Below are 25,756 nucleotides of genomic sequence, written 5' to 3'. Positions count from 1 at the left end.
TGTTAAACAGCAACAGTTCAGCGCGGCCGCTCCCTCGCGATCTGGCCATTCGACGTTCTGGAGTTCTTGACCGAATGTGGCGCGCTCTCGTCTTCCTCGCCCTCCTGGCCGTTGCCGCCGTCGGCGCCGTCTGGGTGGCCGACCATCCCGGTACCGTCACCATCGTCTGGAGCGGCTACCAAATCGGCGTCAGCCTCGCAGTGGCCCTGGTCGGCGTGCTTGTCGCCGTACTGGTTGTCGGAATCATTCTCGCGGTGGTGCGCGGGGTGGTGGGGCTGCCGGGCTTCCTGAGCCGCTCCACCCGAGAACGCCGCCGCGCCAAGGGCATGTCGGCGCTCTCGCGCGGCATGATCGCCGTCGGCTCGGGTGATCCGCTGGCGGCCCGGCGCCATGCGGGAGACGCAGAGCGCCTGCTCGGCGCCCAGCCGCTGACCCTGCTGCTGAAGGCGCAGGCGGCCCAGATCTCTGGCGACCGCGACGCGGCGGAAAAAGCCTTCCGCAGCATGGCGGACGATCCGGAGACGCGCGTGCTCGGCCTGCGCGGACTTTATGTCGAGGCACGCCGCCGCGAAGACGACACGGCAGCGCGCGCCTATGCGACCGAGGCGGCGCGACTGGCGCCCAGCGTAACCTGGGCGAACGATGCCGTGCTCGAAGCGCAATGCGCGGATGGCGATTGGGCGGGCGCGACGGAGACCGTCGAGCGCCGCGCATCCCTCGGCCTGATGGACAAGAACGCTGCCCGCCGTCAGCGCGCGGTCTTGCTGACGGCCTCCGCCCAACTCCACGAGGCCGGCGAGCCGGAAGCGGCTCTCGTCGAGGCGCAGAAGGCAGTGAGCCTCGTGCCGGATCTTGTGCCAGCTGCCTGCATCGCGGGCCGACTGCTCGCCCGCAAGGGCGACCTGCGCAAGGCGGCGAAGGTGCTACAGACGGCCTGGAAAGCCGAGCCGCATCCGGATCTCGCCAAGGTCTATCTGACGCTGCGCCCGGGTGATTCCACACAGGACCGGCTCAATCGCGCCGAGGTTCTGGCGCGGCTGTCGAGCTGGCACCCGGAGGCGCGCCTCGCGGTGGCCCACGCGGCCACCGAGGCACGGGATTTCGCCAAGGGTCGCGAGGTTTTGGCGCCTCTGGTCGCGGATCATCCGACGGTGCGGACCTGCATGCAGATGGCCCGGATCGAGCAAGCAGAACACGGGGCCGAGACCGGCCTCGCCCGCGAGTGGCTTGCCCGCGCCACCCGTGCCCCGCGCGATCCGGCCTGGATCGCCGACGGCATCGTCTCCGAACGCTGGGCACCCGTCTCGCCGATTTCCGGACGTGTCGACGCCTTTGTCTGGAAGACGCCGCCGGAGCTGCTTGGAGGACCCTCGGATGACGATGCGGAGCACGAGCCGGAGACGGCATCGCAGTCGATGAAGAACCTCGCCTCGCCCGTAGCTCGCGCCGACGGCCCCCTGCTGGCGGCCAAGCCGAAAGGCGATCCTGTGGCGGGAAGCGCCTACCTCGTCGACAGCGGCACGCCGCCCGTGCCGCCCGTTTTCAAGGTCGGACAGCCAGCGGGCAACAATGAGCCGCCGGAGCTACGCGGCCTCTCCTGAGCGAGGCCGGGACATCCGCGATCCGCGCGGCTTAAAGCTCGATTCACGCAAACTTGCTTAACTTGGGCAAAGCGAGTTCTGCGTTATCGAAAGCCCATGACCTCATCCGTCAGCGACACGCCGGACGTCACCGGCCTCATCGAACTGTCGCGCGATCCGGGGCTAGACCTGAAACCGGTCATCCTGCGGGTTCAGACCGATCTGTTTCTGGCTGCGCCGATCCGCGACCGGGCCGTGCTGTCCTCCTTCGCCTCGCTCGCGACAGGCTTGATCTCGACCGTCGACGACGAAACCCTGCTCACCGTCGCGCGCAAGCTCGCCTCCTGTCCCGAAACTCCGCAAGCGGTGCTCGCTGCTCTCGCGAGCCGTGGCGGAGAGGCCTGCCTGGAGGTGATCGAGTCCGCGCACTTGCTCGAACCGGCTGTCATCGCTGCCGCCCTGGCATCTGGCACTGACGTCGGCGCGGCCATCGCAGCCCGTGCCGAGCGCGACCTCAGATCGAGCCGCACTGCCGAAGCCGTCGATCCGACACTTCCCGACACGATGCTCGACCGCTCGACCTTCGAGGAGTTGATGAGGCGAGCACGTCACGACGCGGACATCGCCGGTGCTTTGCTCGCGCGGCCTGACGTTGCTGCTGCCGATGTTGCTCCGCTCTGGCTGCATGCGGAGCCGGCGTTGCGTTCGAAAATCCACGAGGCTGTTGCGGCGACGGCGTCCCTGCGCTCGCATCCGCAGGCTCCGCGCGGTCTTGGCGAGACGCTCACCGACCTGTCGCGAGATGGAGACGTCAAAGGCTTTACGGCGGCGCTTGCTGGGGCGCTCGGGCTTCCGGCGAACTTCCTTACGTCAGCGCCAAATCCCGCCTCGCGCTATGATTTGTTGACGCTGGCCTTGCGCGCGGCCGACCTCAGCGAGGCCGAGGCGGTCTATGTCTTTCTGACGCTGAACGCGACCGTCGCGCGCTCTGCCGACCGAGTCTTTTCGCTGGTCCAGCTCTTCCGCTCTCTGACGCGACCGGCTTCGCGCGATCTCCTCGCGGCTGTTCTCGACATCCGGTTGCCTGAGCGGGCAGCGGGCGTCGAGCACCGTCCCTATTACGCGCCGGATGCCGACAAGCCGCGAGCGGTGGCCGAGCGGATCTCCCCGCGCGATATCCTGCCGGCCCGCGCGCGGCAGACGGTCTAAGCAATCATTCGACGAGTTCGAGACCGTGACGCCCATCGCGGTCGTCGACCTCGATGATCCAGAGGTCCTCGTCGAAGCGGATTTCCTTCGCGATCCGCATCTCGACGTCGGGGCTGTCGGCTCCCGATAAGATCGCTGCGAAACGCCGCTCTCCGTCATCGGCCTTGATCAGCGCCTGCGGCGCCGGACCATAGAGATCGGCCGTGCCGTTCAGGCGATCGACTTTCAGGAAGATCGCGCCGGCCTCGGGTGAGCCGCGGCGGCGCTGCACGGCGGGAATGCCCTCTACGGCGAGACGGCGCAGATGCGCGGACACCCAGAAATCGGCGCGGAGACGAGACATGGCTTCGCGATAGCGCGTCAGGCGCCGCGCTGCATCCCCGCGTTCGGCCTCAGCCCTTGGCGGCGCTGGCCTTGGCGGCGAGTTCGCGCAGGGTCCTGCCGGAGGCTTCGCCGGTGACCGGGAGCTTGCGGTCGCGCTCGAACTTCTCGATGGCCGTCTTCGTCGCCGGTCCCATCACGCCATCGGCCTTGATTGTGCCGTAGCCGAGCTTTGCCAGCGCACGCTGAGCCTGGGCAACCTTGTCGACGGCTTTCGGCGTAACCGACGCCGTGGTGTCGCTGGGTGAGCGCAGGATGTCCGCGATCGGATCACGGACGGGCGCCTTCTCCGCGTGCCGTGGCTCGACCTTTTCCCGCGCGGCCGGCTCTGCGGCTGCCGCGACGGGCGCTGCCTGGGATGGGGCAGCGGGCGCCGGAGCGGCCTTGGCCTGCTGGATCGCTGCTTTCGGCAGGATCGGGGCCGGGTGAGGCCCGGATTGGCGGCCCAGAGCGTTCACGCTCACGTAGCCGACAGCCACCAGCGCGGCGATGGACCCCAACGCTTCACCGGGGCGGCTCATGCAGGTGCGGCCGAGCCAGCGGCTGAAGGTGGCCGCCGTCGCGAAGAATTCGGCGGACGCCGAGCCGGAGGACGGCGCGCGCGGGGAGCCGCGCGTTGCGGCCTTGGCGACGGCTTTTGCAGGTCGCATATCGCGCGGCACGACGATCTCGCGCTGATCCCGCCGCGTGCTTGGCTCGCGCATCAACGCGCTCCTTCGAGGGTTCGGGTTGCCGCGTTGGGCGGAATGCGCAGCATGATCAGCCCGCCTTCCGGAGCGCGGTCGCGCTCTCGCCACGAGGCATAGGGGCGTCGTCGAAAAGGCCGATCGGCAAGCGCACGACGGTTGGAGCAGGCTCGACGGCCGGCGCCGCACCGCGCAGGCTCGCACGGATGGGTGCCGGCTCGGCTGGAGCGGCACTGCGGCGGGGTTCGACTGGCAGCGTCACTGAGATTGTGGTGCCCAGGCCCGGCGCGCTCTCGATGGAGACCGAGCCGCCGTGCAGGCCGACGAGGCCGCGCACAACGGAGAGGCCCAGGCCCGTGCCCTCATGCGTGCGCCCGTAGCCGCCATTCGCCTGGAAGAAGGGATCGCCGATGCGCGGCAAGTCCGCTTCGGCGATGCCGCAGCCGGTATCACCGACGACTAGGTCGAGGTAGTTCCCTCCGCTGCGCACTCCGACCTCGATGCGACCGCCCTTCGGCGTGAACTTCACGGCATTCGAGATCAGGTTGATCAGCACCTGACGGCAGGCCCGCGCGTCGGCCTTCAGAACTGCGCCGTGCGGGATCACCCCGCGTACAAGCTGGATGCCGGCGCTTTCGGCCCTCATCTGCATCAGGTCGCAGCAACCGTTCACGAGCTCCGAAACGTCGAGCATTTCGGGATCGAAGTCGAAATGCCCGCTCTGGATGCGCGACATGTCGAGCAGCGTGTTGACGACGCCGAGCAGGTGCCGGCCGGAGGAGGCGATGATGTCGGCATATTCCTTCGAGCGTTCGGCGGTGAGCGTGCAGGCGCCCTCCCCTGCGAGCACTTCCGAGAAACCGATGATGGCATTGAGCGGCGTGCGCAGTTCATGGGTCACGGTCGCCAGGAACCGGCTCTTCACAGCATCGGCGCGCTCGGCATCGGCCCGCGCCTTGTCGAGCTCGGCAGCGTGGCGATGATGTTCCGAGACGTCGCGCGTCACAGCGACGACGGTCGCGGCATCCGCACCGGCGAGGCCCGCCTCGATCCGGTGGGCGCGCATTTCGGCGAAGATGGTGCGGCTGCCGTCGGCGCTCGGCACCGCCAGGTGCAGGCGGAAGGGAACAGTAACCGGCTCACCGTTCGAAGCGACGTCGCTGATCGCCTTCAGGAGCGCCGGGCGGTCACCGATATGGACGCGGTCGAGCAGACCGAAGCCGCGCAGCTGACCATGGTCGATACCGACGAACCTCACGGCCGATGCGCTCGCCTCCAGCACGCGTCCGTTGGAATCGTGCCAAGTGACGAGGTCGTCGATGGCCGAGAGCAGCAGGCGGTCGCGGGCCTCGTTGTCGCGCATCCGGGCGCGCCATTCGCCCTCGCGGCGCAGATGCTCGATGGCCTGAGCGGAGATGTGGCCGATCGCGGTGATCGCGAAGAGCGGCATCGCGATCGCACTCGGCCAGCCGACGGCCTGACCGGCCAGGTCGAACTGTCCCGCCACGGCGATGGCGAGCGCACCGATGGCAGCGATCACTGCGGCGGCGACGGTCGCACGGATCGAGCCGGAGACCAGGGCTTCGAGCGGGATCGCCACCAGCCAGAGCGCGGCAGCAGAGCTCGACCCGCCCGTAAGTGCGGCGAGGCAGACCACCACGCCGGTCAGGCCGGCGGAGGACAGGGCGTGCGCGATCCAGAGGATCCCTGTCCGCGAGAGCACTGCTGCGGCCAGGACCGGCAGGAACAGAGAGGCGATCCCTAGCGCTTCGATGCCGCTCGGAACACCGCGCCACAGTAGGTAGGGCGGCAGGGCCGCCATCATCACCGCGCCCGCGGCGAGACGCGACACGAGGAAACGCTCGTGCCGGAACCGTATTCCGGGCTCTTCGAGAGCCGTCTCGTGAACGAGGCCCGCCAGACGGGCATCGAACAGGGACGCAAAGGTCGTGTTGATACGCAAACCCGCCACTCGCCACGCGATCGGCCGCAAACGACGACCGGATTTCGCGCCCTTCAAGCTCACAGCTTCATCCGATGCCAACCGTCGCAGAGGCGGTTTAAGTGACGATGAAGCGAAAGCGTCGGATCGAGTCGCATGGCTCGGATATTGGACGCCGGACGCGCTCCCAGGATGAAGCCGGGGCAGTTTTCCACAGCCACGCCTCTCGCATTTCGATGATTCACGAAGGGCGATGCGATCGAGACAAGGCTTCGTTCACCACGCCCATCGTTTTCACCCGCGGCGTGGGATGCGCTTCACGCTCCGATGCGAGGGTGAAGCTCGAAGCAAACGTCGCGCGGGCTTGCGCCCCGCATCCGGAAGCTCAAGCCATGTCGTTCCTCTTTCGGGCCGCCCTCGTGATCGGCGGCCTGTCCTACTTCGCCATGCAACGCGACGGGAACGCACCGCCGGTCGCCGACCTGAAGGCGGCGGCCGAGCGGCAGGGCGAACAGCTCACGGCGCTTGCGGGGGCGCTGCCGGAGGGGATGCGCGATGTGGCGGCGCAGGCCGCCACGGCGGAACTGATGAAGCGGCTCTCGACGCAGACGGCTTCGCGCGACACGCTTCTCGCCGTCGACCGCCGGCCGGAATGGCGCGGCAGCGATCTTCACTGACGGGAGAACTAGCCCCAGAGCGCTCGCGTCGGAGGGTGGACGAGGCTGCCCTCGTAGACCAGGCCCGGCTCGCGGTCGCGGGCGAGCAGCAGCGGTCCATCGAGATCGACATAGGCCGCGCGCGGCGCGAGTAGCATCGCCGGTGCCATGGCAAGCGACGTGCCGACCATGCAGCCGACCATGATCGCCAGGCCGCGCGACTGCGCCTCTGCCGAGAGCATCGCTGCTTCCGTCAGTCCACCGGCCTTGTCGAGCTTGATGTTGATGGCGTCGTAGCGCTTGGCCAAAGCGTCGAGTCCGGCCCGGTCATGCAAGCTCTCGTCGGCGCAGATCGGGATACTGCGGTCGATGGTTTCGAGAAGCGCGTCTTCGCCAGCCGGCAGGGGTTGCTCGATCAGGCCGACACCCGCTGCCGCGCAAGCCGCCAGATTCTCCACGATGGTCTCGGCCCGCCACGCCTCGTTGGCGTCGACGATCAGCCGCGAATCCGGTGCACCCCGTCGCACGGCGGCGATCCGGGCAGGGTCGCCCTCCCCCCCCAGCTTGACCTTCAGGAGCGGGCGGTGCGCGGCCTTGCGGGCCGCCGCCTCCATGCCCCCGGGATCGCCGAGGCTCAGCGTATAGGCTGTCGTCGTTGGCGCTGGAGCGTCGAGGGACAGCATCTCCCAGACCGGGCGGCCGGTTCGTTTGGCCTCGAGATCCCACAGGGCGCAATCAAGGGCATTGCGGGCGGCGCCTGGTTTCATGCGCTCGAGAAGGTCGCGCGGCGAGACGCCGTCGGTGACGGCGGCGGCCTGTTCCTCGATTAAGGCCGTCACGCTCTCCACGGTCTCACCATAGCGAGCGTAGGGCACGCACTCGCCGCGTCCGCGGAGCTCGCCCTCCTCCACGGTTGCGACGACGACCACGGCCTCGGTGCGGCTGCCGCGGGCTATGGTGAAGGCCCCGGCGATCGGAAAGCGCTCGACCGAAACGGATAGGCGGCGGGTCATGGTTCAGGCCTTCGGAAACTCGGCGGCGATCCGGTCGACGATGCCATCGACGCCGAAGCGGACCGGATCGGTCGCCGGAAGATCGTGCTCTCGGGTGAGCTCGTCGAGGAGCTTTCGCGCTTCCGCTTCTTCCAGGGCTTGGGTGTTCACCGCGATGCCGACAGGCCGGATATCGGGATTGGTCAGCCTTCCACTGGCGATCGTCTGGGTGATCACCTCGGCGATGGACGGCAGCGGGTGTTTGACGCCGCGCATGGTGGTGCGGGTCGGCTCGTGGCAGATCACGAAGGCATCCGGTTGTGCACCGTGGAGTAGCCCCAGGCTCACTCCGGCGAAAGAAGGATGGAACAGCGAGCCCTGACCTTCAATGAGGTCCCAGTGCTCGGGATCGGCGGCCGGCGCGATCCATTCCACGGCACCCGAGATGAAATCAGCCACGACCGCATCGATGGCCACGCCGCGGCCGGAGATGAACACACCGGTCTGGCCGGTCGCGCGGAAATCGGCATCGAAGCCGCGCTCGCGCATGCCGCGCTCCAGCGCCAAGGCCGCGTATTTCTTGCCCACGGAGCAATCGGTGCCGACGGTGAGCAGCCGTTTACCCAGACGCTTGGTGCCCTTGCCGGTATCGAAGCTCTCGGTGCTGTGGCGGACGTCGTGCAACTGGCGGCCGTTGACACGCGCGGCCTCTGCGATCTCGGCGATCGAGCCCAGGCGCACGTGCAGACCGCTCGCGACGTCGAGACCAGCTTCCAGCGCGGCGACGATCTCGGCGACCCAATGGTCAGGCAGTCGGCCGCCGGCATTGACCACGCCGACCACCATGGTCCGGCAGCCTTTCTCGATCGCTTCGGCCAGTGTCAGGTCCGGAATGCCGAGATCGGCGGCGCAGCCGTCCATGCGGATCTGGCCGATGCACCATTCCGGACGCCAATCGGCGATGCCGTAAGCGGTCTTGGCCGCGAGCCGGTCGGGCACGTCGCCGAGGAACATCAGGTAGGGCGTGGCGATCTGCATGGGTTCACGTCCTTCGATGGATGATGTGCGCGTCGTAGCCCTTGGGCTGAGACGGCTCGGTGTCGATCCGCTCTGTGCGGGCTATACGAGAGCCGACCTTGCGGCCACTTCCCTTGGAGGTGCCGCCCCAAGCGCCTACCTGATCATTCTGATCGAAGCCGACACGGACATCCCCTTTGCCTCACGCCGACGCAAGCTCCACGCCGTCCATGCACGCCACCACCATCCTGATGGTGCGCAAGAACGGCCGGGTCATCATCGGCGGTGACGGTCAGGTCAGCCTCGGCCAGACCATCGTCAAGGGCAATGCCCGCAAGGTGCGGCGCCTCGCCAAGGGCTCGGTGATCGGAGGCTTCGCCGGAGCCACGGCCGATGCCTTCACGCTGTTCGAGCGGCTGGAGGGCAAGCTCGAGCAGTATCCTGGCCAGCTCACCCGCGCCTGCGTCGAGCTGACCAAGGATTGGCGCACCGACCGCTACCTGCGTCGCCTCGAGGCGATGATGGTGGTCGCCGACAAGGACGTGAGCCTGCTGCTCTCCGGGGCCGGCGACGTGCTGGAGCCGGAAGGCGGCGTCATGGCGATCGGCTCGGGTGGCAACTACGCTCTGGCCGCAGCGCGTGCGCTGGAGGACCAAGACCTCGATGCCGAGGCGATCGTGCGCAAGGCGATGAGGATCGCCGCCGAGATCTGCGTCTACACCAACGGCAATCTCGTCATCGAAAGCCTCGACGAGAAATGAGCGAGGCGCCGGCTTCGCCCGCCATAGCGGAGGCGGTCCGCGCGCTGCTGGCGCGTGGCGTCGAGAGCGCCGTCATCACGCGGGACCAGGCCGAGCGCCTCGGCGCCCTTGCTGCCGAGCCCGATGAAGCGGCAGACGACGAGCGCCTGCGTTTCATCACGGGCTTTGCCGACATCTTCGTGACCTTCGGTATCCTGCTCTTCCTGGGCGCTGCGAATACGCTAGCGGCCTCGATCCTCGGCCCGTTATCGGCCTATCCCCTCGTCGCGATCCTCGCCTGGGGATTGGCGGAACCCTTCACGCGAGTCCGCCGGATGGCGCTTCCGAGCATCGTGTTGCTGCTGATCTTTGCGTTGAGCAGCTTCGCCGCCGTGGTCGTTGCGATTGCCGGCGAGGCGGTGCAGTTCGCATCGCTGGGCAAGCAACCGAACACGCTGCTGGCTGCCGCGATCGTCACGGTTGCTCTGGTGGCGCTGCACTACTGGCGTTTTGCCGTTCCGATCACCATTGCCGCCGGAACGGCCGCGCTCGTTGCTGCCGCGCTGGCGCTGTCGCTGTCGGTTGCTCCCGAGACTGCGCAGCAGCATCTGAACGTCGTTCTGGCTTGCGCAGGAGTGGCGGTCTTCGCGCTGGCGATGCGCTTCGACCTCAGCGATCCAGCTCGCCTGACGCGGCGCTCGGACATTGCGTTCTGGCTGCACCTGCTCGCGGCGCCGCTGATCGTGCACCCCGTTTTGAGCACCCTCGTCTCCTCGCAGGCGCGGCCTCGTATCGTCTCGGACACGAGCGAAGCATTGGTGTCCTCGGGGGCCTCGTCGAGTGCGCAGATCGCGGTGCTCGCCGTGGTTCTGCTGCTCAGCGTCGTCGCCCTGGTCACTGACCGGCGTGCAATCCTGGTCTCGGGACTAGCCTATGCCGGTTACACGATCGGCGATCTGATCCGGCAGACGGGCTTGACCAACGCTGCGCTTCCGCTGAGCCTCCTGACGCTCGGTGCCTTCGTCTTGCTTCTTAGCGCTGGCTGGCGGCCGCTCCGGAAGGCCGTGCTGTTGCTCGTCCCGACCAAGACCCGGCAGCGGCTCCCGCATCCCGTAGGAGTATGACGCTCACTGGCCGCGTCTGGAAACGCAGCCGATCGCCGCTTAGATCGGGGCACTTGGACCGGCTCTTGCGCAGAGGCGATCCGAACCCCGACCAGGAACCCGATGACCACCTTCTCTCCCCGTGAGATCGTCTCTGAACTCGATCGCTTCATCGTCGGCCAGAAGGACGCTAAGCGCGCCGTAGCCATCGCGCTGCGTAACCGCTGGCGGCGCCAGCAGCTCACCGGCCCGCTGAAGGAAGAAGTCGCGCCCAAGAACATCCTGATGATCGGCCCGACAGGCTGCGGCAAGACCGAGATCGCCCGTCGGCTGGCAAAGCTCGCTGGCGCGCCGTTCCTCAAGGTCGAGGCGACCAAGTTCACCGAGGTCGGCTATGTCGGCCGTGACGTCGAGCAGATCGTACGCGATCTCGTCGAGGTCGGCATCAGCCTGCGGCGCGAGGAGAAGCGTAAGGAGGTCAAGGCGAAGGCCGAGGCGGCCGCCGAGAACCGCATCCTTGATGCGCTGGTTGGCCCGACCTCCAGCCAGGCCACCCGCGATTCTTTCCGCAAGAAGCTGCGCAACAGCGAGCTCGACGACAAGGAGGTCGAACTGGAGCTTGCCCAAGGTGGGGCGCAGGGGCTGCCCATGTTCGAGATCCCCGGGATGCCCGGTGCCTCGATGGGTGCGATTAACATCGGTGAAATGCTCGGTAAGGCCATGGGCGGTCAGCGCGGCAAGCCCAAGCGGATTACCGTGCGCGACGCGTATGCGCCGCTGCTCGCGGAGGAGAGCGACAAGCTCGTCGACGACGATGCACTAACCCGCGAAGCGATCCGCGAAGTCGAGGATAACGGCATCGTCTTCCTCGATGAGATCGACAAGATCTGCGCTCGCGAGAGCCGCTCAGGCGCCGATGTGTCCCGCGAGGGCGTGCAGCGCGATCTGTTGCCGCTGATCGAGGGCACAACGGTGGCGACCAAGCACGGCGCGGTGAAGACCGACCACGTTCTGTTCATCGCTTCGGGCGCTTTCCACGTTTCGAAGCCATCGGACCTCCTGCCCGAGCTTCAGGGGCGCCTGCCGATCCGCGTCGAACTGCAGCCGCTGACCGTGGAGGATTTCAAGCAGATCCTCACCACCACCGAGGCGAGCCTGATCAAGCAGACCGTCGCCTTGATGCAGACTGAAGGCGTCACTCTCGATTTCACGGACGACGCCGTGGATGCGCTGGCCCGTGTGGCGGTGGAGGTGAATTCCTCCGTCGAGAACATCGGGGCCCGCCGGCTCCAGACAGTCCTGGAGCGGGTCATTGACGAGATTTCCTTCACTGCCACCGATCGCTCAGGCGAGACCCTGACGATCGACGCAGGCTACGTTCGCGACCGGGTCGAGGATCTGGCGGCCAACGCTGATCTCAGCCGGTTCATCCTGTAGCAGTGATTTCGTCGGATGCGCGGGACGGGATGCTGCTCCCGCTTCTGGCGCTGGTCGCCGGAATGATTTCGATCCAGGTCGGGGCGGCGCTGGCCAAGTCGCTTTTTCCGGTGGTCGGCGCGTCCGGCGTGACCGCCCTGCGCGTCGGCATCTCAGCCGTGATCCTGGTCGCGGCATGGCGTCCGTGGCGGCGTCATCTCGCGCTCGCTGACGCACGAGCGATCGTCCTCTATGGCTGTGCGCTCGGGGCGATGAACCTGCTGTTCTACCAGTCGCTGCGGACGATCCCGCTTGGGGTCGCGGTGGCGATCGAGTTCGTGGGGCCGCTCTCCGTCGCGCTGTTCTCGTCTCGCCGGTCGGCCGATTTTGCCTGGATCGGCCTAGCCGTGATCGGGCTCGGGCTGCTGCTCCCGCTGCATGACCAAGCGACGATCGATCCGCTCGGCGCTGCTTATGCACTCGCAGCGGGCGTGTGCTGGGCGCTCTACATCGTCTTCGGCCAGCGTGCGGGTCAGGCGCATGGCGGGCAGGCTGTGTCGTTGGGCATGGCAGTCGCCGCGTTGCTGGTCGCGCCGTTTGGTATCGTCGAGGCCGGTGCGAAGCTCCTCGAGCCGCAGGCTCTCTTGACCGGGCTGATCGTCGCCGTGATGTCGAGCGCGCTACCCTATTCCCTGGAAATGTACGGGCTGAGACGACTGCCGCGGCAGGTCTTCGGGGTGACGATGAGCCTTGAGCCGGCCGTGGCCGCCCTCGCAGCACTCGTCGTTCTTGGCGAGCGCTTGAGCCCGCTTCAGGGTGTCGCCATCGGCTGCGTGATCGCGGCCTCGGCGGGCATCACCGTGGGAAGCCGCCGGCGCGTGCCGCCGGCCGACGCGTGACCCAAAGACCTCTCCGTTAGGCCGCCACGGCCTTCAGGAAGCGCTCGATCTCGCCTTCGAGGCCGGAGGCGACGTCTTCAACGGAGGACGCTGCGCTCTGCACGGTCGCGGACATTTCCGAGGTTCGGTGTGCGGCCTCGCGGACGGTTCCGAGTGCTCCCGAGATGCTCGCGGCCGTCGCTGCCGATTGAGCGGCGCTTTCCGAGATCTCGCTGGTGGCCGCACCCTGGGCGGAGACGGCCTGGGAGATCTCGGCCGTGGTGGCATTGATCGCCACCATGCGTCGCGACATCCGGCCGATCGCTTCGACGGCCGAGGCGGTCGAGCTCTGCACGGTGGCGATCTGCTCGGCGATCTCATCCGTCGCCTTCGCGGTCTGGGTGGCCAGCGTCTTCACCTCGGCCGCAACGACAGCGAAGCCGCGGCCCGCCTCGCCAGCGCGGGCAGCTTCGATCGTTGCATTGAGGGCGAGCAGGTTGGTCTGCTCCGCAATGCTGCGGATCAGGCCGACGACGTCACCGATGCGCTGAGTGAACGAGGCAAGCTTCACGACCTCGTCATTCGTCGCGCTGGCCTCGCTGACCGCACCCTCGACCTCTCGTTTGGCATCCTCGACTCGGGCTGCGATCTCCGAAATCGAGGCGGACAGTTCTTCGGCAGCTGCGGCGACGGCCTGGACATGGCCCGAGCTCTGATCGAAGCCGACGGATGCGTCGTCGGCGCCGCTCTGGGCTTCGCTCGAGAGGTCCGACATCGTGTGCGAGCGCTGGCGAAGCTCGCCGGTTCGCGTGCGGAAGGCGGCGATGGCCGTGCCGACTTCTCCGCGAAACCGCTCGATCTCTCTCTCGATCTGCGCGCGGCGCAGGCCGTCGGCTTCCGACGCGCTTTTCTGATCGATCTCCATGACGCGGGCGTGGCGGCTGGTGTGGAGCAAGCCATCCAGCGCACGGGCGACGGCGCCGATCTCGTCGGCACGGTCGCGATGACGGATCGGGCTGTCGAGGTCACCGGCCGTGAGCTGCGTTGTGCGCTCGGCGATGTCGCCGAGCGGCCGGAACAGCCGGGCTGCGATCCAACCGATGATCAGCATGGCGACTAGCGCGACGCCGGCTGCCACCCAGCCCATCGCCACCATCGTCTCGCGATGCATCATGTCGTAGCGCTCGATCGGAATGCCGACATAGAGGATCCCGTTGACCTTGCCGGCCGCGTCCAGGGTCGGCTGGTAAACGGTGTAGAAGCGGCGCCCGAACAGATCGGCCGGGCCGGAATAGGTCTGACCCTTCCGCAGAATGGCTTGGGCCGGATGATCGGCCGCCAAGGCGGTGCCGACCGCGCGTTCGCCGTTCTCCTTCTTCACGTTCGTGATCTTGCGGACGAAGGCGTCGCGGGCGGGATCATAGGCGAAGACAGTCGCATTGCCGCCGACATAGGCGGCGGCGCGGTCGACGATCGAGAGGTCGCTGAGATTTGTCAGGTCGGGCGTCACGGCCTGGAGGACGCGGCTGCCATCGAGGCGCAGCGTGGTCCCGGGTACGATGTCGGCGAAGACACGGGCCAGCGCGCCGATGTTGTGCTCGCCCTCTTCGCTCTGCTTGCCCTCGAGATGCGACTGCATCTCGTAGCTGGCGCCGAACCACAGCGCGCCCGAGGTGATCGCGATGGCGACGGCTGCGAGAACGATGACCTTTGATGTCAGGCTTCTGAGCCGCAGCATGACTAATCCCCCGGATGCAGATTTTGCGGAGGACTTTTTCACAGCGCGGTTAGCGCCGGGTGAACGGGCGCTTGCAGGTTGGGGCCGCAGCAGCGCTGCGGCGCGGCCGGCGCGATCAGGCCGCCCAGACCTGACCGGGGCGGAGCGGGAGGAATACGTCTTGGCTCAAGCCGGCGGCACCGAGCGCCGCCGCAAGAGCCTCGGCCGGCCGCTCGATGCCCTCGTCGGTGAGCTTGAAGGTGCCCCAATGGTGGCCGAGCGCCTGCTCGGCGCCGAGAAGCCGAAACGCCTCCACGGCGTCCGCCGGATTCATGTGCTGCGGCCGCATGAACCAGCGCGGCTCGTAGGCTCCGATTGGCAGCGTCGCAAGGCGTGGCGGTCCAAAGCGGGCACGGATGTCGCGGAAGATCTGGCCGGTGCCGAGGCCGGTATCACCGACATGGTAGTGTACGCCCTGCGGCGTCGTCAGCACGAACGCGCACCAGAGAGCCATACGACGATCATTCAATCCGCGCGCCGACCAATGGTTGGCGGGCGTCAGATGCACCGTGATGCCGCCGCCCAGATCGATCGACTCACCCCAGTCGCGCGTCTCGACATGCATGGTCTCGTCGTAGCCACGCAGGATGGCATCGTTTCCGAGCGGCGCGACGATCAGCGGCTGATGCGCCTGCCAGAGACGCGCCATGGTTGGCCCGTCCAGATGGTCGTAGTGGTTGTGGGTGATCAGCACCGCATCGATCGGCGGCAGATCCTCGAAGGCGATGCCGGGCGAGTTGGCTCGTTTCGGGCCCGCGAAGCGGACGGGGCTCGCGCGCTTGGCGAAGACGGGGTCCACCAGGATGTTCTTGCCCGCCGCCTGAAACAGGTAGCTCGCATGGCCGATTAACACCGCGCGAAAACCTTCGAACCGCGGCGGCGGCACGTCCGCCGGAAAAGGACTTGGCGCTGCAGCCGGCCAGTCCTCGCGTTTCGCGCTCATCCGCCAGCGGACGACGTCCGAAAAGTCCTTATCGGGCGACTGCTCGGGTCCGTAGAAGCGCAGGCCGTCGAAATGGTCGCTGACCGGGCCGCGATAATACGGGTTGGAGTTGCGCTTATGCGCGGCGTAGCCGACCCCGCCCAGGGTCATCACCGTGGCCGCGCTCGCGGCCGTGATCAGGCTCCGCCGTTTCATCGTTCATGACATGGCGAGCCGCAGCGCCGCTTCAAGCATGTTGCCGCCAACTTGCGCCCGTTCGAGGCGGCGGGTGTAATCGATCGATTGCTGCCTCGACGACTGAATGATTCATGTGGCGAAGGCTCGATAATGTTTTGATTTTCTAAGTAATAAACTAAATCAAGTTGCGGAGTTCTGCAAAGTTTCAACACTATATATCGCAAAAAATCTCGCTTCAGCTGCCGACTTAACAATTTTCAGCGCCCGATGAAGCGTTTGTTTCTAGTTTGTAACAGGGCTGAGACATAGAATTGCCTCAAAATCTCTGGTATGCCAAATGGCGGTCGCGTCCTCGATGAGGCGCCACATCCGAGCAACCAGGACAGCAGGCTGACCCAAGGTTATGGCGTCGATCGTCCGACTTGCGCTGGTTCGCCCCTACACCTTCGTTGTGATGTCGATTCTGATCCTGATCTTCGGGGTCATGTCGATCTTCCGGACGCCGACCGACATCTTCCCAAGCATCGGCATCCCCGTCATCAGCGTTGTCTGGCAATATGCCGGCCTGCCGCCCGACGACATGTCGGGCCGCATCGTCTCGGTCTTCGAGCGCGTGCTCACCACCACCGTCAACGACATTGAGCACACGGAGTCGCAATCGGTCCCTGGCTATGGGATCGTGAAGATATACTTCCAGCCGAACGTCGACATCACAGCGGCGCAGGCGCAGGTCACGTCGATCTCGCAGACAATGCTCAAGCAGCTTCCGGCCGGCATCACGCCGCCGCTGATGCTGACCTACAACGCCTCGAGCGTTCCGATCATCCAGCTCGCCCTGTCAAGCAACACGCTTTCGCAGAGCGCGTTGAACGATCTCGCCCTGAACTTCATCAGGCCGGCCCTGACCACGGTGCCGGGCGCGCAGATGCCCTATCCGTATGGCGGCGTGGCGCGTCAGGTGCAGATCGATCTCGATCAATCCGCTCTCCACGCCCACAACCTGTCGGCCACGGATGTCGGCGCCGCTCTGGCGAACCAGAACCTGATCACGCCGGTGGGCACGCAGAAGATCGGATCCTTCGAGTGGATCATCGATCTGAACAACTCGCCCAAGACGATCGACGAGTTCAACAACCTTCCGATCAAGGTGGTCGACGGCGCGACGGTGTTCATCCGCGACGTCGCCCACGTCCGCAACGGCTCTCCGCCGCAGACCAACGTGGTCGAGCTCGACGGCAAGAAGGGCGTCCTCCTCTCGATCATGAAGATCGGCGGCGCCTCGACCCTCGACATCATCGCCGGCATCAAGGAGCGCCTTCCCGCCATCCAGGCCACGCTGCCGCCGGGTGTCGATCTGAAATACGTGGCCGACCAATCCGGCTTCGTCAGAAACTCGGTCGTGTCGGTCGTGCGCGAGGGCGTGATCGCGGCCACGCTCACCGGACTGATGATCCTTGTCTTTCTCGGCTCGTGGCGGTCGACCCTGATCATCACCGTGTCGATTCCGCTTGCGGTGCTCTGCGCGCTGATCGCGCTCTCGGTGCTTGGTCAGACCATCAACGTGATGACACTCGGCGGACTGGCACTCGCGGTGGGCATTCTGGTCGACGACGCCACTGTGACGATCGAGAACATCAACCGGCACATGGAGGAATTCGGCGAGGACATCGTCACGGCGATCACCCGCGGTGCCCAGGAGATCATGCCTCCGGCGACGATCGCCCTATTCTGCATCTGCATCGCCTTCGTGCCGCTGCTCGCCCTTGGCGGGGTCGCCGGCTACCTATTCCGTCCGCTGGCGATGGCCGTCGTCTTCGCGATGATCGCATCCTACGTCCTGACCTACACGGTGGTGCCGACGCTCGCCCGCTACTTGCTGGCGCATCAGGCCCAGCACCATGCTCCGGGTACCGAGGGGGCACCGAGCAATCCCGGCTTTTTCGGCCGCTTCCAGCAAGGCTTCGAGCGGCGTTTCGAGAGCTTCCGGCAGGCCTATCTCGGCCTGCTCGGTCTGGCGCTCTCGCGAAAATACCACTTCTCGCTCGGCTTCCTCGGCGTGGTGATCCTGTCGTTCGGGCTGGTGCCCTATCTCGGCACGGACTTCTTCCCGACGACCGATGCCGGCGCGCTGCGCATCCATCTCCGGGCGGCGACGGGCACGCGCATCGAGGAGATGACGGCACTGACCGGGCGCGTCGAGCAGCGCGTGCGCACGCTGCTCACGCCCGATCGGGTCGCGAGCGTCGTGAACAACATCGGCCTGCCGATCAGCGGCATCAACATGTCCTACGGCAACAGCGGCACCATCGGCACCTTCGACGCCGACATGCTGGTGACTCTGCACGAGGGCGAGACGTCGAGCGCCGAACTGACAAAGGCCCTACGCGAACGGCTGCCGCGGGACTTCCCCGGCGTCACCTTCTCGTTCCTGCCGGCCGACATGGTCAGCCAAATCCTGAACTTCGGCTCGCCGGCCGCCCTGAACGTCCAGATCGCCGGCCGCGATGCGGCGGGCAACCGGGCCTATGCCAACCAGTTGCTGTCGCGCATCCGGCACGTGGCCGGCATCGCCGATGCCCGTATCCAGGAGCAGGCGAACGCCCCCAGCCTGAGGCTCGACTTCAATCGCGAATTCGCCGGCACGGTCGGCCTGACCGAGCGCGACGCCGCCGCGAGCATGCAGGCGAGCCTGTCGGGCAGCACGCAGACAGCGCCGACCTACTGGCTCGATCCGAAGAACGGCGTCTCGTATTCGGTTTCCATCCAGACGCCGCAATACGCGATCGACACCCTCGGCGACCTCCGGAACGTGCCGATCACCACCGCACGCTCCATGCAGCTCGTCGGGGGCCTGTCGACCATCTCTCTGCAGCCGCAGAGTGCCGTGGTCACGCACTACAACGTCGCCCCGACGATCAACATCCTGGCGGCGACGCAGGACCGTGACCTCGGCGGCACCGCGGCTCAGGTTCAGCGGATCATCGACGAGACCAGGGCCAGCCTGCCGAGGGGGTCGACCATCTCCATTCGCGGGCAATCGGCCACCATGGCGAGCGCCTACCAGCAGCTCCTGATCGACTTGGCCTTCTCGATCGTGCTCATCTACCTGCTGATTGTCGTCAATTTCCAATCCTGGCTCGATCCGTTCGTGATCATCATGGCGCTGCCGGCGGCGCTGGCCGGGATAGTGTGGATGCTGTTCGTGACGCAGACCTACGTGTCGGTGCCGGCATTGACCGGCGCGATCATGTGCATGGGCGTGGCGACAGCCAACTCGATCCTGGTGATCAGCTTTGCGCGCGAGCAGCTCAGCGCCGGCCGAGACGCGGTCCAGGCGGCCCTCGCGGCCGGCGCGACCCGTCTGCGGCCGGTCGTGATGACGGCGCTCGCCATGGTCATCGGCATGGCTCCGATGGCGATCGAGCCCGGCCAGAACGCGCCGCTCGGCCGTGCCGTCATCGGCGGCCTGCTCTTCGCCACGACCGCAACGCTTCTTTTCGTCCCGGTGGTGTTCAGCATCGTCCACGGGCGCGCCAAGCGGCGAGCCGACGCGGATATGCCGGCCGCCCTCCCATCCCCATCCCTCTGAGCCGAACGCCATGCATTCCGCCGAAGGTCCCATCACGGCACCTGCGCCCTCGAAACGTAAGCTCTTCCTGCTCCTCTGCGGCCTGGCCGTCGGCGGCGCATTCCTCGCTTATTCCGGCATCACCGGCCGGGCGAAGGGCATGCAGGAGACGGCAGCCTGGACCGAGGCTCAGTCCATTCCCACGGTGAGCGTGGTCCAGGCCAAGCGCGGCCCGCAGAGCGAAGATTTGACCCTTCCCGGCTCGCTTGCCGCCTTCGCCTCGGCGCCGCTCTACGCCCGTGCCAGCGGCTACGTGAGCGCCTGGAACAAGGATATCGGTGCGCGCGTCCAGAAGGACGACGTGCTCGCGGAGATCTCGGCCCCCGATCTCGACCAACAGCTCGCCGAAGCCCGCGCGACGATGATGCAGCTCGAGGCCGCCATGCAGCAGGCCCAGGCGAATTCCGACATGAGCGAGGCCACCAATCGCAGGACCTCGCGGCTCGTCCAGCAAGGCTGGTCGAGCGAGGAACGCGGCGATACCGACCGCTACACTGCCGCGTCTCGGACGGCGGCACTGTCGGTCGCCAAGGCAAATCTCGTCGTACAGAAGGCCGTCGTCGGGCGCCTCGAGGAGCTGTCGCGTTTCAAGGAGATCAAGGCTCCCTTCGACGGGATCGTGACCGCCCGTTCCGTCAATGTCGGCGATCTGCTCACCGCCGGCGGCACGGCCGGGCGCCCGCTGTTTCGCGTCTCCGACATCCGCCGGATGCGCATCTACGTGGACGTGCCGCAAGCCTTCCTCGCTGCGATGAAGCCTGGCCTGAAGGCCTCCCTCACCGTGCCGGGCCATGAGAAGAGCTTCGAAGCACAGGTCACCTCGACCTCGAACGCGGTCTCGGAGGAATCGCGTAAGGGCCTCGTCGAGCTGCAGGCCGACAACCCGAACGGCGACCTGTGGCCTGGCGCATTCACGCAGGTGCAGTTCCACATCCCGTCGAACCCAGACACCCTGCGCATCCCGGCGACAGCGCTGATGTTCAATCGGAATGGTACCTTCGTCGCGGAAGTTCAGGCCAACAAGGTCGAGCTGAAGCCGGTGACCCTCGGCCGCAATCTCGGCAACGAAGTCGAGGTGCGCAGCGGCGTCATGATGACCTCGCGGCTGATCGACAATCCGCAGGAATTCATGACCACGGGCGATACCGTGCACGTGGCCGACGAAGACGCGGCCCAACGGACCGCCTCGGCGAACTGAGCGCGATCCGACCGGTCGCCGTCCTTGCTTCGCAGCGCTCGCAACGTCGGTGGATGAGACGGCCTGCGAAACCCGTCTCAAGAACGCCAGCGCAGCTCTTGACGGCTGAGCGGGTTCTCGAACGACCGACCGGCGCGCGCCGCCTCCAACGCCTCACGCTTCAACCGGAAATACCATTGTGAGGGCAGATCGCCCTGGCCGAGCAGCACCATGGTCGGCTTGCGGTCGAGGCCGTCCTGAGCGTGCTGGAGCACCTGCTGGTCCTGGGTGAGGAACTGCCTCATCAGCGGCCGCGCCACGGGCTTCAAAAGGTTCAGCAGCGGCATACTCCAGTAGAGCGCGTTGGTAAGCATGGTGCGGTTGTTCGAGAGCGGCGTCGCGAAGGTGTAGTTCGCCACGCGCTTGTCGCCCGCCACGATGCGCTCCAGCCGTACGCCCGGCAGCCGGAACTCGATCTCAACGTCGGGCACCCCGCCGAGCAGCTTGTAGACCGGCGAGGATTTCGTGGTGGCGTGGCTCGACATGACGAAGCCGTGCGGCACCGGGATGAAGGTCTTCACCTTCTCGCGCAGCTCCTTGGAGGGGCGAAACCACCAGGAATCGTGCACGAAGGCGACGTGTCCGGGATCGACGAGGCTGAGCGTCGTCAAGTCGAAGCTCGCCTCCACCACCAGCTCGACGATGAGAGAGCCGGCCGCCTCGAAGCCCAGTTCGGGCACGGCCGGGATGTCCTCGGCCACGGCCGGTCCGAGATAGGGGTTGATCCAGAGGAAGCCGGCGCTCTCGATGACCGGAAAGCGTTGCACGACGATGCGCGAGAAATCGGAGGAATCTGTCTCCGACAGGGTTGGCACGTCGCGGCAGCGCCCGTCGGTTCCGAAGCGCCAGCCGTGGAAGGGGCACATCACTGTGGAGCCGTCGAAGCGCCCCTTGGACAGCGCCATGCCACGATGCGGACAACGGTCGCGCATGGCGAAGAGCTTGCCCGAAGCATCGCGCCCGACGACGATCTGCTCGCCGTTCAGCTCCACCGGCCGCATGCCGCCGGCCTTCAGCGTGGCTGACTGCCCGACGCAGTACCAGGCATTCGGCAGCGGCTCACGCATCGCCTTCGGGTCGAGGGCGTCGGATACGGAATCGTCTGCGGCGCGCGTGGTCGCGGCGAGCATGGAAGGCCTGGAATCATCCGGGTGAGCCCAGTTGGGCGTGCTCGGGCCGTCATACGCTGCCGGCGTAAGGGTTGCCAGCAGTGGACATCACGCGGATTTGTGCGCCGCGGCGAGAAAACGCAGGCTGGGGGCTTTACGAAGCCGGCTGCGAGTTCCTACCTTCGAAGTCCCAGCAACGAACGAAAGGAGGTGATCCAGTGTCTCATTGTCATCAGCCGCTGTCGGCGACCAGGACCTGGACCGTTACCTCCGGCGAGTGCTTCTAGCTCTCGCGGGACGCGCGACAGGTTTCGTCGAACCGCGGTTCGGCAATGGAAGGGCCGCCCTCATAGGGGCGGCCCTTCGGCTTTCAGAAGCTTTGAGAGAGTGATCAGCGCGTGCCGTTGAAGAGCGGCTGCATCAGCGCTTCGCAGCGCGCCTTCCAAAGGTCGCGCTCCTCGCGCAGATCCTCGAGCTTGGCGATCTCTTCGGTAACGTGCCCCCGCAATTCGCGGATCTCCTGGGCGAGGAGGATCTGGAACTCGTCCTGACGATCGGCCGCGATGCGCAGCTTGGCCTTCAGCATCATGTTTTCGGCGATCAACTCGGCGATTTCGTCGTCCTGAGCCTGGACCTCGGTGCTCGGCGCCTCAGCAGCGGAGGCGACGAGGCGCGGTGCCCAACCACTCTGCTTGGACGTGTCGGCGATGGGCTGAGGCGCCTCTGCCTCCTGCTGGCGGCCCTCGGGGGCAGTCGCCCGCATGGCAGCAAGCCAATCGCGGAGCGGACCCGCCTGGGTCGACTGCCGGCTCGTGGTGTCGTGGAGAGAAGTGTTACGAGCGGGTTCCGACATCGGCTGGATCCTCGATTTCGAGGCTATTTCAACCAGACATGCTTAATGAACGGTAAAGGTTAACACAGTCAGGCCCGTGCCGGCCCGGGATCTTGACTTGAAGGCCCGTACGGCCTACCGCCCACGGCTCAATCCGACGACAAGTCGTCACCGAGAGCCGCCGACCGGTCCGAGAGACCGGAGGTCAACGCCCGACAGCGCGTCTGCGCCCTCGGGCGGGCTTTGCGTTGGCGGTACGGCGTCCTCACCGGCGAGGCAAGCAGCAGCCCATGGCGCCTGCAAGCGAGACCACCCTGCGCATCGAGGATGCGATCAACGAGAATTGCCCCTGGTCGGGCAAGCCGATCTCGGCCGACTCGCTGACGCTCTACAACGGTGCCGTCGTCGGCTTCTGCAATCCCGATTGCCGGGACAAGTTCGCCCGTGCCCTGGCGAGCTTCGAGGATGCGCTTCAGGCGCGCCGCGCGGCCAATGCCGGCATCTATCAGTAGGCGACCGGGACCCGCATGTTCGAAGGCCTTTCCGACCGCCTTTCCGGCATTCTCTCCGGGCTGACGCGCCGCGGCGCGCTCACGGAGGCCGACGTCACCGCTGCGATGCGCGAGGTGCGTCGCGCCCTGCTGGAGGCTGACGTCTCGCTCGAAGTCGTCCGCGGCTTCACCGACGCGGTCCGCGAGAAGGCGGTCGGCGCCACCGTCGTGAAGTCGGTCACGCCCGGCCAGATGGTCGTAAAGATCGTCAACGACGAGCTCGTGGCGATGCTCGGCACCGAAGCCGGTGTCATCGATCTCAACGCCCCCGCCCCCGTCGCCATCCTGATGGTCGGCCTGCAGGGCTCGGGTAAGACCACCACCACCGCCAAGATCGCGCGCCGCCTGAACCAGCGCGACAAGCGCAAGGTACTGCTCGCCTCTCTCGACACCCGCCGCCCGGCTGCGATGGAACAGCTTGCGGTGCTCGCCAAGCAGGTCGAGGTCGAGAGCCTGCCGATCGTCGCCGGCCAATCGGCGGTGCAGATCGCCCGCCGCGCCATGGAGGCTGCGCGCCTCGGCGGCTTCGACGTGGTGATGCTCGACACTGCCGGCCGCACCACGGTCGACGACGCGCTGATGGCCGAAGCCGCCGAGGTCAAGGCGGTAGCCAAGCCCCACGAGGTGCTGCTCGTTGCCGACGCCCTGACTGGCCAGGACGCGGTGAACACCGCCCGCGCCTTCGACCAGCGCATCGGCGTCACGGGCATTGTGCTGACCCGCATGGACGGCGACAGCCGCGGCGGTGCGGCGCTCTCTATGCGCGCCGTCACGGGCAAGCCGATCAAGCTCGTCGGTGTCGGCGAGAAGGTCGATGCGCTCGAAGAATTTCACCCGGCGCGCGTGGCCAACCGCATCCTCGGCATGGGCGACATCGTCTCGCTCGTCGAGAAGGCGGCGGAGACCATCGACGCAGAAGCGGCGATGCGCACCGCCGAGAAGATGCGCAAGGGCAAGTTCGATCTCGAGGACTTGTCCATGCAGCTCGCCCAGATGGAGAAGATGGGCGGCATCGGCGGCCTGATGGGCATGCTGCCTGGCATGGGCCAGATGAAGAAGCAGGTCGAAGGCGCCAACCTCGACGAGAAGATGTTCAAGCGCCAGCGCGCGATCATCTCCTCGATGACCCCGCAGGAGCGCAAGAACCCCGACCTCCTGAAGAACAGCCGCAAGAAGCGCATCGCGGCCGGTTCGGGCGTCGACGTCTCGGAGATCAACAAGCTCCTGAAGATGCACCGGACCATGGCCGACATGATGAAGGCGATGGGCTCGGGCAAACGCGGCATCGGCCAGGCTCTAGGCTCGATGTTCGGTCTCGGCGGCGGGATGCCTGGTGGGCTCCCCGGCGGCATGAAGATGCCTGCCGGCATGCCCGAACCGACCCCGGAGCAGATCGAGCAAATGCAGAAGCAGTTCGGCGGCAAGCTTCCGCCCATGCCCCCGGGCCTGGGTGGTGGAATGCCGAAGATGCCCGGCTTGCCGGGTCTGGGCGGACCCAAGCTGCCGGGTCTCGGCGGCTTCATTCCGGGCAAGAAGAAATGACGATTTTGTCCGCCCAGGGCGTCGACCCGGAACTCGTGCGCCTGCGCGACAGCATCGACAATTTCGATGCGGCGCTGATCCACCTGCTCGCCGAGCGATTCCGCTGCACGCAGCGGGTCGGCGAGCTCAAGGCTCGCAAGGGCATGCCGGCGTCCGATCCCGACCGGGAGGCGCGCCAGGTCACCCGACTGAGAAAACTCGCGGTCGATGCAAAGCTCGACCCCGACTTCGCCGAGAAGTTCCTGGCCTTCGTGGTCAAGGAAGTCATCCGGCACCACCAGACGATCGCACTCAACGCCGATCTGAACAACGACACCGAAAGGAAAGACTGATGTCCCTCAAGATCCGCCTCACCCGCGGCGGCGCCAAGAAGCGCCCCTACTACCGCATCGTCGTCGCCGATGCCCGCGCACCGCGCGACGGCCGCTTCATCGAGAAGGTCGGCGCCTACGACCCGATGAAGGCCAAGGACGATCCGGCTCGCATCGTGCTCGACAACGAAAAGATTCAGAGCTGGCTCGCCAAGGGCGCCCAGCCGACGGACCGCGTCCTGCGCTTCCTCGACCAGGCTGGCCTCGCCAAGCGTCCGGCCCGGAACAACCCGCAGAAGGCCGAGCCGGGCGAGAAGGCCAAGGAGCGCGCCGCCAAGCGCGCCGAGAAGGCCGCTGCCCCGGCCGAAGACGCCGCTGCTTAAGCTGATGCTTCCCTCCCCGCTCGCGGGGAGGGAAACCCTGCTATCACCAGAGACCAGCACATGGCCCGTCGCCCCGGCCCCCCATCGCGCGCCGCGAGCGAGCCACGGGCAGCTCCCAAAGACCTCGTCATCCTCGGCGAGTTCGGCCGCGCCCAGGGCCTGCGCGGCGAGATCCGGCTGAAGTCTTTCACGAGCGACCCGCTCGCCATCGCCTCGTACGGCCCGCTTCGCGCAGCCGACGGGCGAACTTTCGTTCTCACCGACGCCAAGCTTGCCCCCGGCTCCTCGGCCGATGTTCTGGTGGTTCGCGTTCAAGGCGTGACAGACCGGACCGGTGCCGAGTCGCTGACGCGCGTCGCGCTCTATTGCGAGCGAGACAAGCTCGGGACGCCGGAGGACGAAGACGAGTTCTTCGCCGCCGATCTCGTCGGCCTCGATGCAGTCGATGCCGCTGGCGCAACGGTTGGTACGATCATCGCCGTGCCGAACTACGGCGGCGGCGACCTCCTGGAGATTCGCTCGGCTGTCGGCGGCGCGACTGCGCTGCTGCCCTTCACCAAGGCGTTCGTGCCGAGCCTCGACATTCCGAACCGGCGCGTCGTGATCGATCCGCCGGAAGACTTTTTCGCACCGGCCGGCCCGAAGCCTGCCGACGAGCCGGAGTGA

23 protein-coding genes are annotated in these 25,756 nt (G+C 66.7%); 14 read left to right on the top strand and 9 right to left on the bottom strand.

Going from position 1 to position 25,756, the window contains the following annotated elements:
- Positions 1-74: 74 nt before the first annotated feature.
- The gene (locus HCU64_RS24395) at positions 75-1,601 is read left to right on the top strand and encodes a heme biosynthesis protein HemY (RefSeq protein ID WP_233387012.1); all 1,527 of its coding nucleotides are present in this window, start codon (positions 75-77) and stop codon (positions 1,599-1,601) included.
- Between the two features lie 96 nt (positions 1,602-1,697).
- Positions 1,698-2,789, top strand: a complete 1,092-nt coding sequence (locus HCU64_RS24390) for a hypothetical protein (RefSeq protein ID WP_233387011.1) — start codon at positions 1,698-1,700, stop codon at positions 2,787-2,789.
- Between the two features lie 4 nt (positions 2,790-2,793).
- Here HCU64_RS24390 and HCU64_RS24385 read toward each other — a convergent pair whose 3' ends face one another.
- Genes HCU64_RS24385 through HCU64_RS24375 form a run of 3 tightly spaced genes read right to left on the bottom strand, consistent with a single transcriptional unit; the run spans position 2,794 to position 5,828 of the window.
- The gene (locus HCU64_RS24385; protein WP_233387009.1) at positions 2,794-3,132 is read right to left on the bottom strand and encodes a DUF1491 family protein; all 339 of its coding nucleotides are present in this window, start codon (positions 3,130-3,132) and stop codon (positions 2,794-2,796) included.
- 49 nt (positions 3,133-3,181) lie between these two features.
- Positions 3,182-3,874 carry a peptidoglycan-binding domain-containing protein gene (locus HCU64_RS24380; protein ID WP_233387008.1) on the bottom strand — a complete coding sequence of 231 codons (693 nt, stop codon included), beginning with the start codon at positions 3,872-3,874 and terminating at the stop codon, positions 3,182-3,184.
- 55 nt (positions 3,875-3,929) lie between these two features.
- A complete protein-coding gene (locus tag HCU64_RS24375; RefSeq protein WP_233387007.1) occupies positions 3,930-5,828 on the bottom strand; it encodes a sensor histidine kinase in 1,899 nt (632 codons plus the stop codon).
- A 362-nt stretch (positions 5,829-6,190) separates the two neighbouring features.
- On the opposite strand from HCU64_RS24375, the gene HCU64_RS24370 reads away from it, so the two are divergent.
- Positions 6,191-6,475 (top strand): hypothetical protein, encoded by a 285-nt coding sequence (locus HCU64_RS24370; protein WP_233387006.1) that lies wholly within the window; start codon positions 6,191-6,193, stop codon positions 6,473-6,475.
- Positions 6,476-6,483: 8 nt separating this feature from the next.
- Here HCU64_RS24370 and dgcA read toward each other — a convergent pair whose 3' ends face one another.
- Positions 6,484-7,467, bottom strand: a complete 984-nt coding sequence (gene dgcA, locus HCU64_RS24365) for an N-acetyl-D-Glu racemase DgcA (RefSeq protein ID WP_233387005.1) — start codon at positions 7,465-7,467, stop codon at positions 6,484-6,486.
- A gap of 3 nt (positions 7,468-7,470) precedes the next feature.
- Entirely contained in the window at positions 7,471-8,484 is a 1,014-nt protein-coding gene (dgcN, locus tag HCU64_RS24360) for an N-acetyltransferase DgcN (protein ID WP_233387004.1), read from the bottom strand.
- Positions 8,485-8,693: 209 nt separating this feature from the next.
- On the opposite strand from dgcN, the gene hslV reads away from it, so the two are divergent.
- From hslV to HCU64_RS24340, 4 genes are all read left to right on the top strand, one after another.
- Positions 8,694-9,224, top strand: a complete 531-nt coding sequence (gene hslV / locus HCU64_RS24355) for an ATP-dependent protease subunit HslV (protein WP_233387003.1) — start codon at positions 8,694-8,696, stop codon at positions 9,222-9,224.
- A complete protein-coding gene (locus tag HCU64_RS24350; protein WP_233387002.1) occupies positions 9,221-10,327 on the top strand; it encodes a hypothetical protein in 1,107 nt (368 codons plus the stop codon). Before hslV ends, HCU64_RS24350 begins: the two co-directional genes overlap by 4 nt.
- Before the next feature lie 102 nt (positions 10,328-10,429).
- Complete coding sequence (gene hslU / locus HCU64_RS24345; RefSeq protein ID WP_233387001.1) at positions 10,430-11,743, top strand: ATP-dependent protease ATPase subunit HslU; 1,314 nt, start codon at positions 10,430-10,432, stop codon at positions 11,741-11,743.
- 29 nt (positions 11,744-11,772) lie between these two features.
- The gene (locus HCU64_RS24340; RefSeq protein WP_233387000.1) at positions 11,773-12,621 is read left to right on the top strand and encodes an EamA family transporter; all 849 of its coding nucleotides are present in this window, start codon (positions 11,773-11,775) and stop codon (positions 12,619-12,621) included.
- A 16-nt stretch (positions 12,622-12,637) separates the two neighbouring features.
- Here HCU64_RS24340 and HCU64_RS24335 read toward each other — a convergent pair whose 3' ends face one another.
- Positions 12,638-14,338 carry a methyl-accepting chemotaxis protein gene (locus HCU64_RS24335; RefSeq protein WP_233386998.1) on the bottom strand — a complete coding sequence of 567 codons (1,701 nt, stop codon included), beginning with the start codon at positions 14,336-14,338 and terminating at the stop codon, positions 12,638-12,640.
- A 115-nt stretch (positions 14,339-14,453) separates the two neighbouring features.
- Positions 14,454-15,515: an MBL fold metallo-hydrolase gene (locus HCU64_RS24330; protein ID WP_233386996.1), complete on the bottom strand. Its 1,062-nt coding sequence runs from the start codon at positions 15,513-15,515 to the stop codon at positions 14,454-14,456.
- A gap of 385 nt (positions 15,516-15,900) precedes the next feature.
- Between HCU64_RS24330 and HCU64_RS24325 the strand changes: the two genes are divergently transcribed.
- On the top strand, positions 15,901-19,086 hold the full coding sequence (locus HCU64_RS24325) for an efflux RND transporter permease subunit (protein WP_233386995.1): 3,186 nt from the start codon (positions 15,901-15,903) through the stop codon (positions 19,084-19,086).
- Between the two features lie 10 nt (positions 19,087-19,096).
- The gene (locus HCU64_RS24320) at positions 19,097-20,323 is read left to right on the top strand and encodes an efflux RND transporter periplasmic adaptor subunit (RefSeq protein ID WP_233386994.1); all 1,227 of its coding nucleotides are present in this window, start codon (positions 19,097-19,099) and stop codon (positions 20,321-20,323) included.
- A 77-nt stretch (positions 20,324-20,400) separates the two neighbouring features.
- Here HCU64_RS24320 and HCU64_RS24315 read toward each other — a convergent pair whose 3' ends face one another.
- Together HCU64_RS24315 and HCU64_RS24310 are read right to left on the bottom strand one after the other, a co-directional pair.
- On the bottom strand, positions 20,401-21,492 hold the full coding sequence (locus tag HCU64_RS24315; RefSeq protein WP_233386993.1) for an aromatic ring-hydroxylating oxygenase subunit alpha: 1,092 nt from the start codon (positions 21,490-21,492) through the stop codon (positions 20,401-20,403).
- 370 nt (positions 21,493-21,862) lie between these two features.
- Positions 21,863-22,324 carry a hypothetical protein gene (locus tag HCU64_RS24310; RefSeq protein WP_233386992.1) on the bottom strand — a complete coding sequence of 154 codons (462 nt, stop codon included), beginning with the start codon at positions 22,322-22,324 and terminating at the stop codon, positions 21,863-21,865.
- A gap of 269 nt (positions 22,325-22,593) precedes the next feature.
- On the opposite strand from HCU64_RS24310, the gene HCU64_RS24305 reads away from it, so the two are divergent.
- Genes HCU64_RS24305 through rimM form a run of 5 tightly spaced genes read left to right on the top strand, consistent with a single transcriptional unit; the run spans position 22,594 to position 25,756 of the window.
- Positions 22,594-22,815 carry a glutathione S-transferase gene (locus HCU64_RS24305; protein WP_233386991.1) on the top strand — a complete coding sequence of 74 codons (222 nt, stop codon included), beginning with the start codon at positions 22,594-22,596 and terminating at the stop codon, positions 22,813-22,815.
- A 15-nt stretch (positions 22,816-22,830) separates the two neighbouring features.
- On the top strand, positions 22,831-24,396 hold the full coding sequence (ffh, locus tag HCU64_RS24300; RefSeq protein ID WP_233386990.1) for a signal recognition particle protein: 1,566 nt from the start codon (positions 22,831-22,833) through the stop codon (positions 24,394-24,396).
- Entirely contained in the window at positions 24,393-24,728 is a 336-nt protein-coding gene (locus HCU64_RS24295) for a chorismate mutase (RefSeq protein WP_233386988.1), read from the top strand. The genes ffh and HCU64_RS24295 overlap by 4 nt, the downstream gene beginning before the upstream one ends.
- On the top strand, positions 24,728-25,090 hold the full coding sequence (rpsP, locus tag HCU64_RS24290; RefSeq protein WP_233386986.1) for a 30S ribosomal protein S16: 363 nt from the start codon (positions 24,728-24,730) through the stop codon (positions 25,088-25,090). The genes HCU64_RS24295 and rpsP overlap by 1 nt, the downstream gene beginning before the upstream one ends.
- Before the next feature lie 60 nt (positions 25,091-25,150).
- Entirely contained in the window at positions 25,151-25,756 is a 606-nt protein-coding gene (gene rimM, locus HCU64_RS24285; protein ID WP_233386984.1) for a ribosome maturation factor RimM, read from the top strand.

The sequence above is a fragment of the Methylobacterium sp. C25 genome, from assembly GCF_021352225.1.
Lineage (GTDB): Bacteria > Pseudomonadota > Alphaproteobacteria > Rhizobiales > Beijerinckiaceae > Methylobacterium.
The sequence above is the reverse complement of the archived record's forward strand: the minus strand, read 5'-3'. Positions and strand labels throughout refer to the sequence as shown.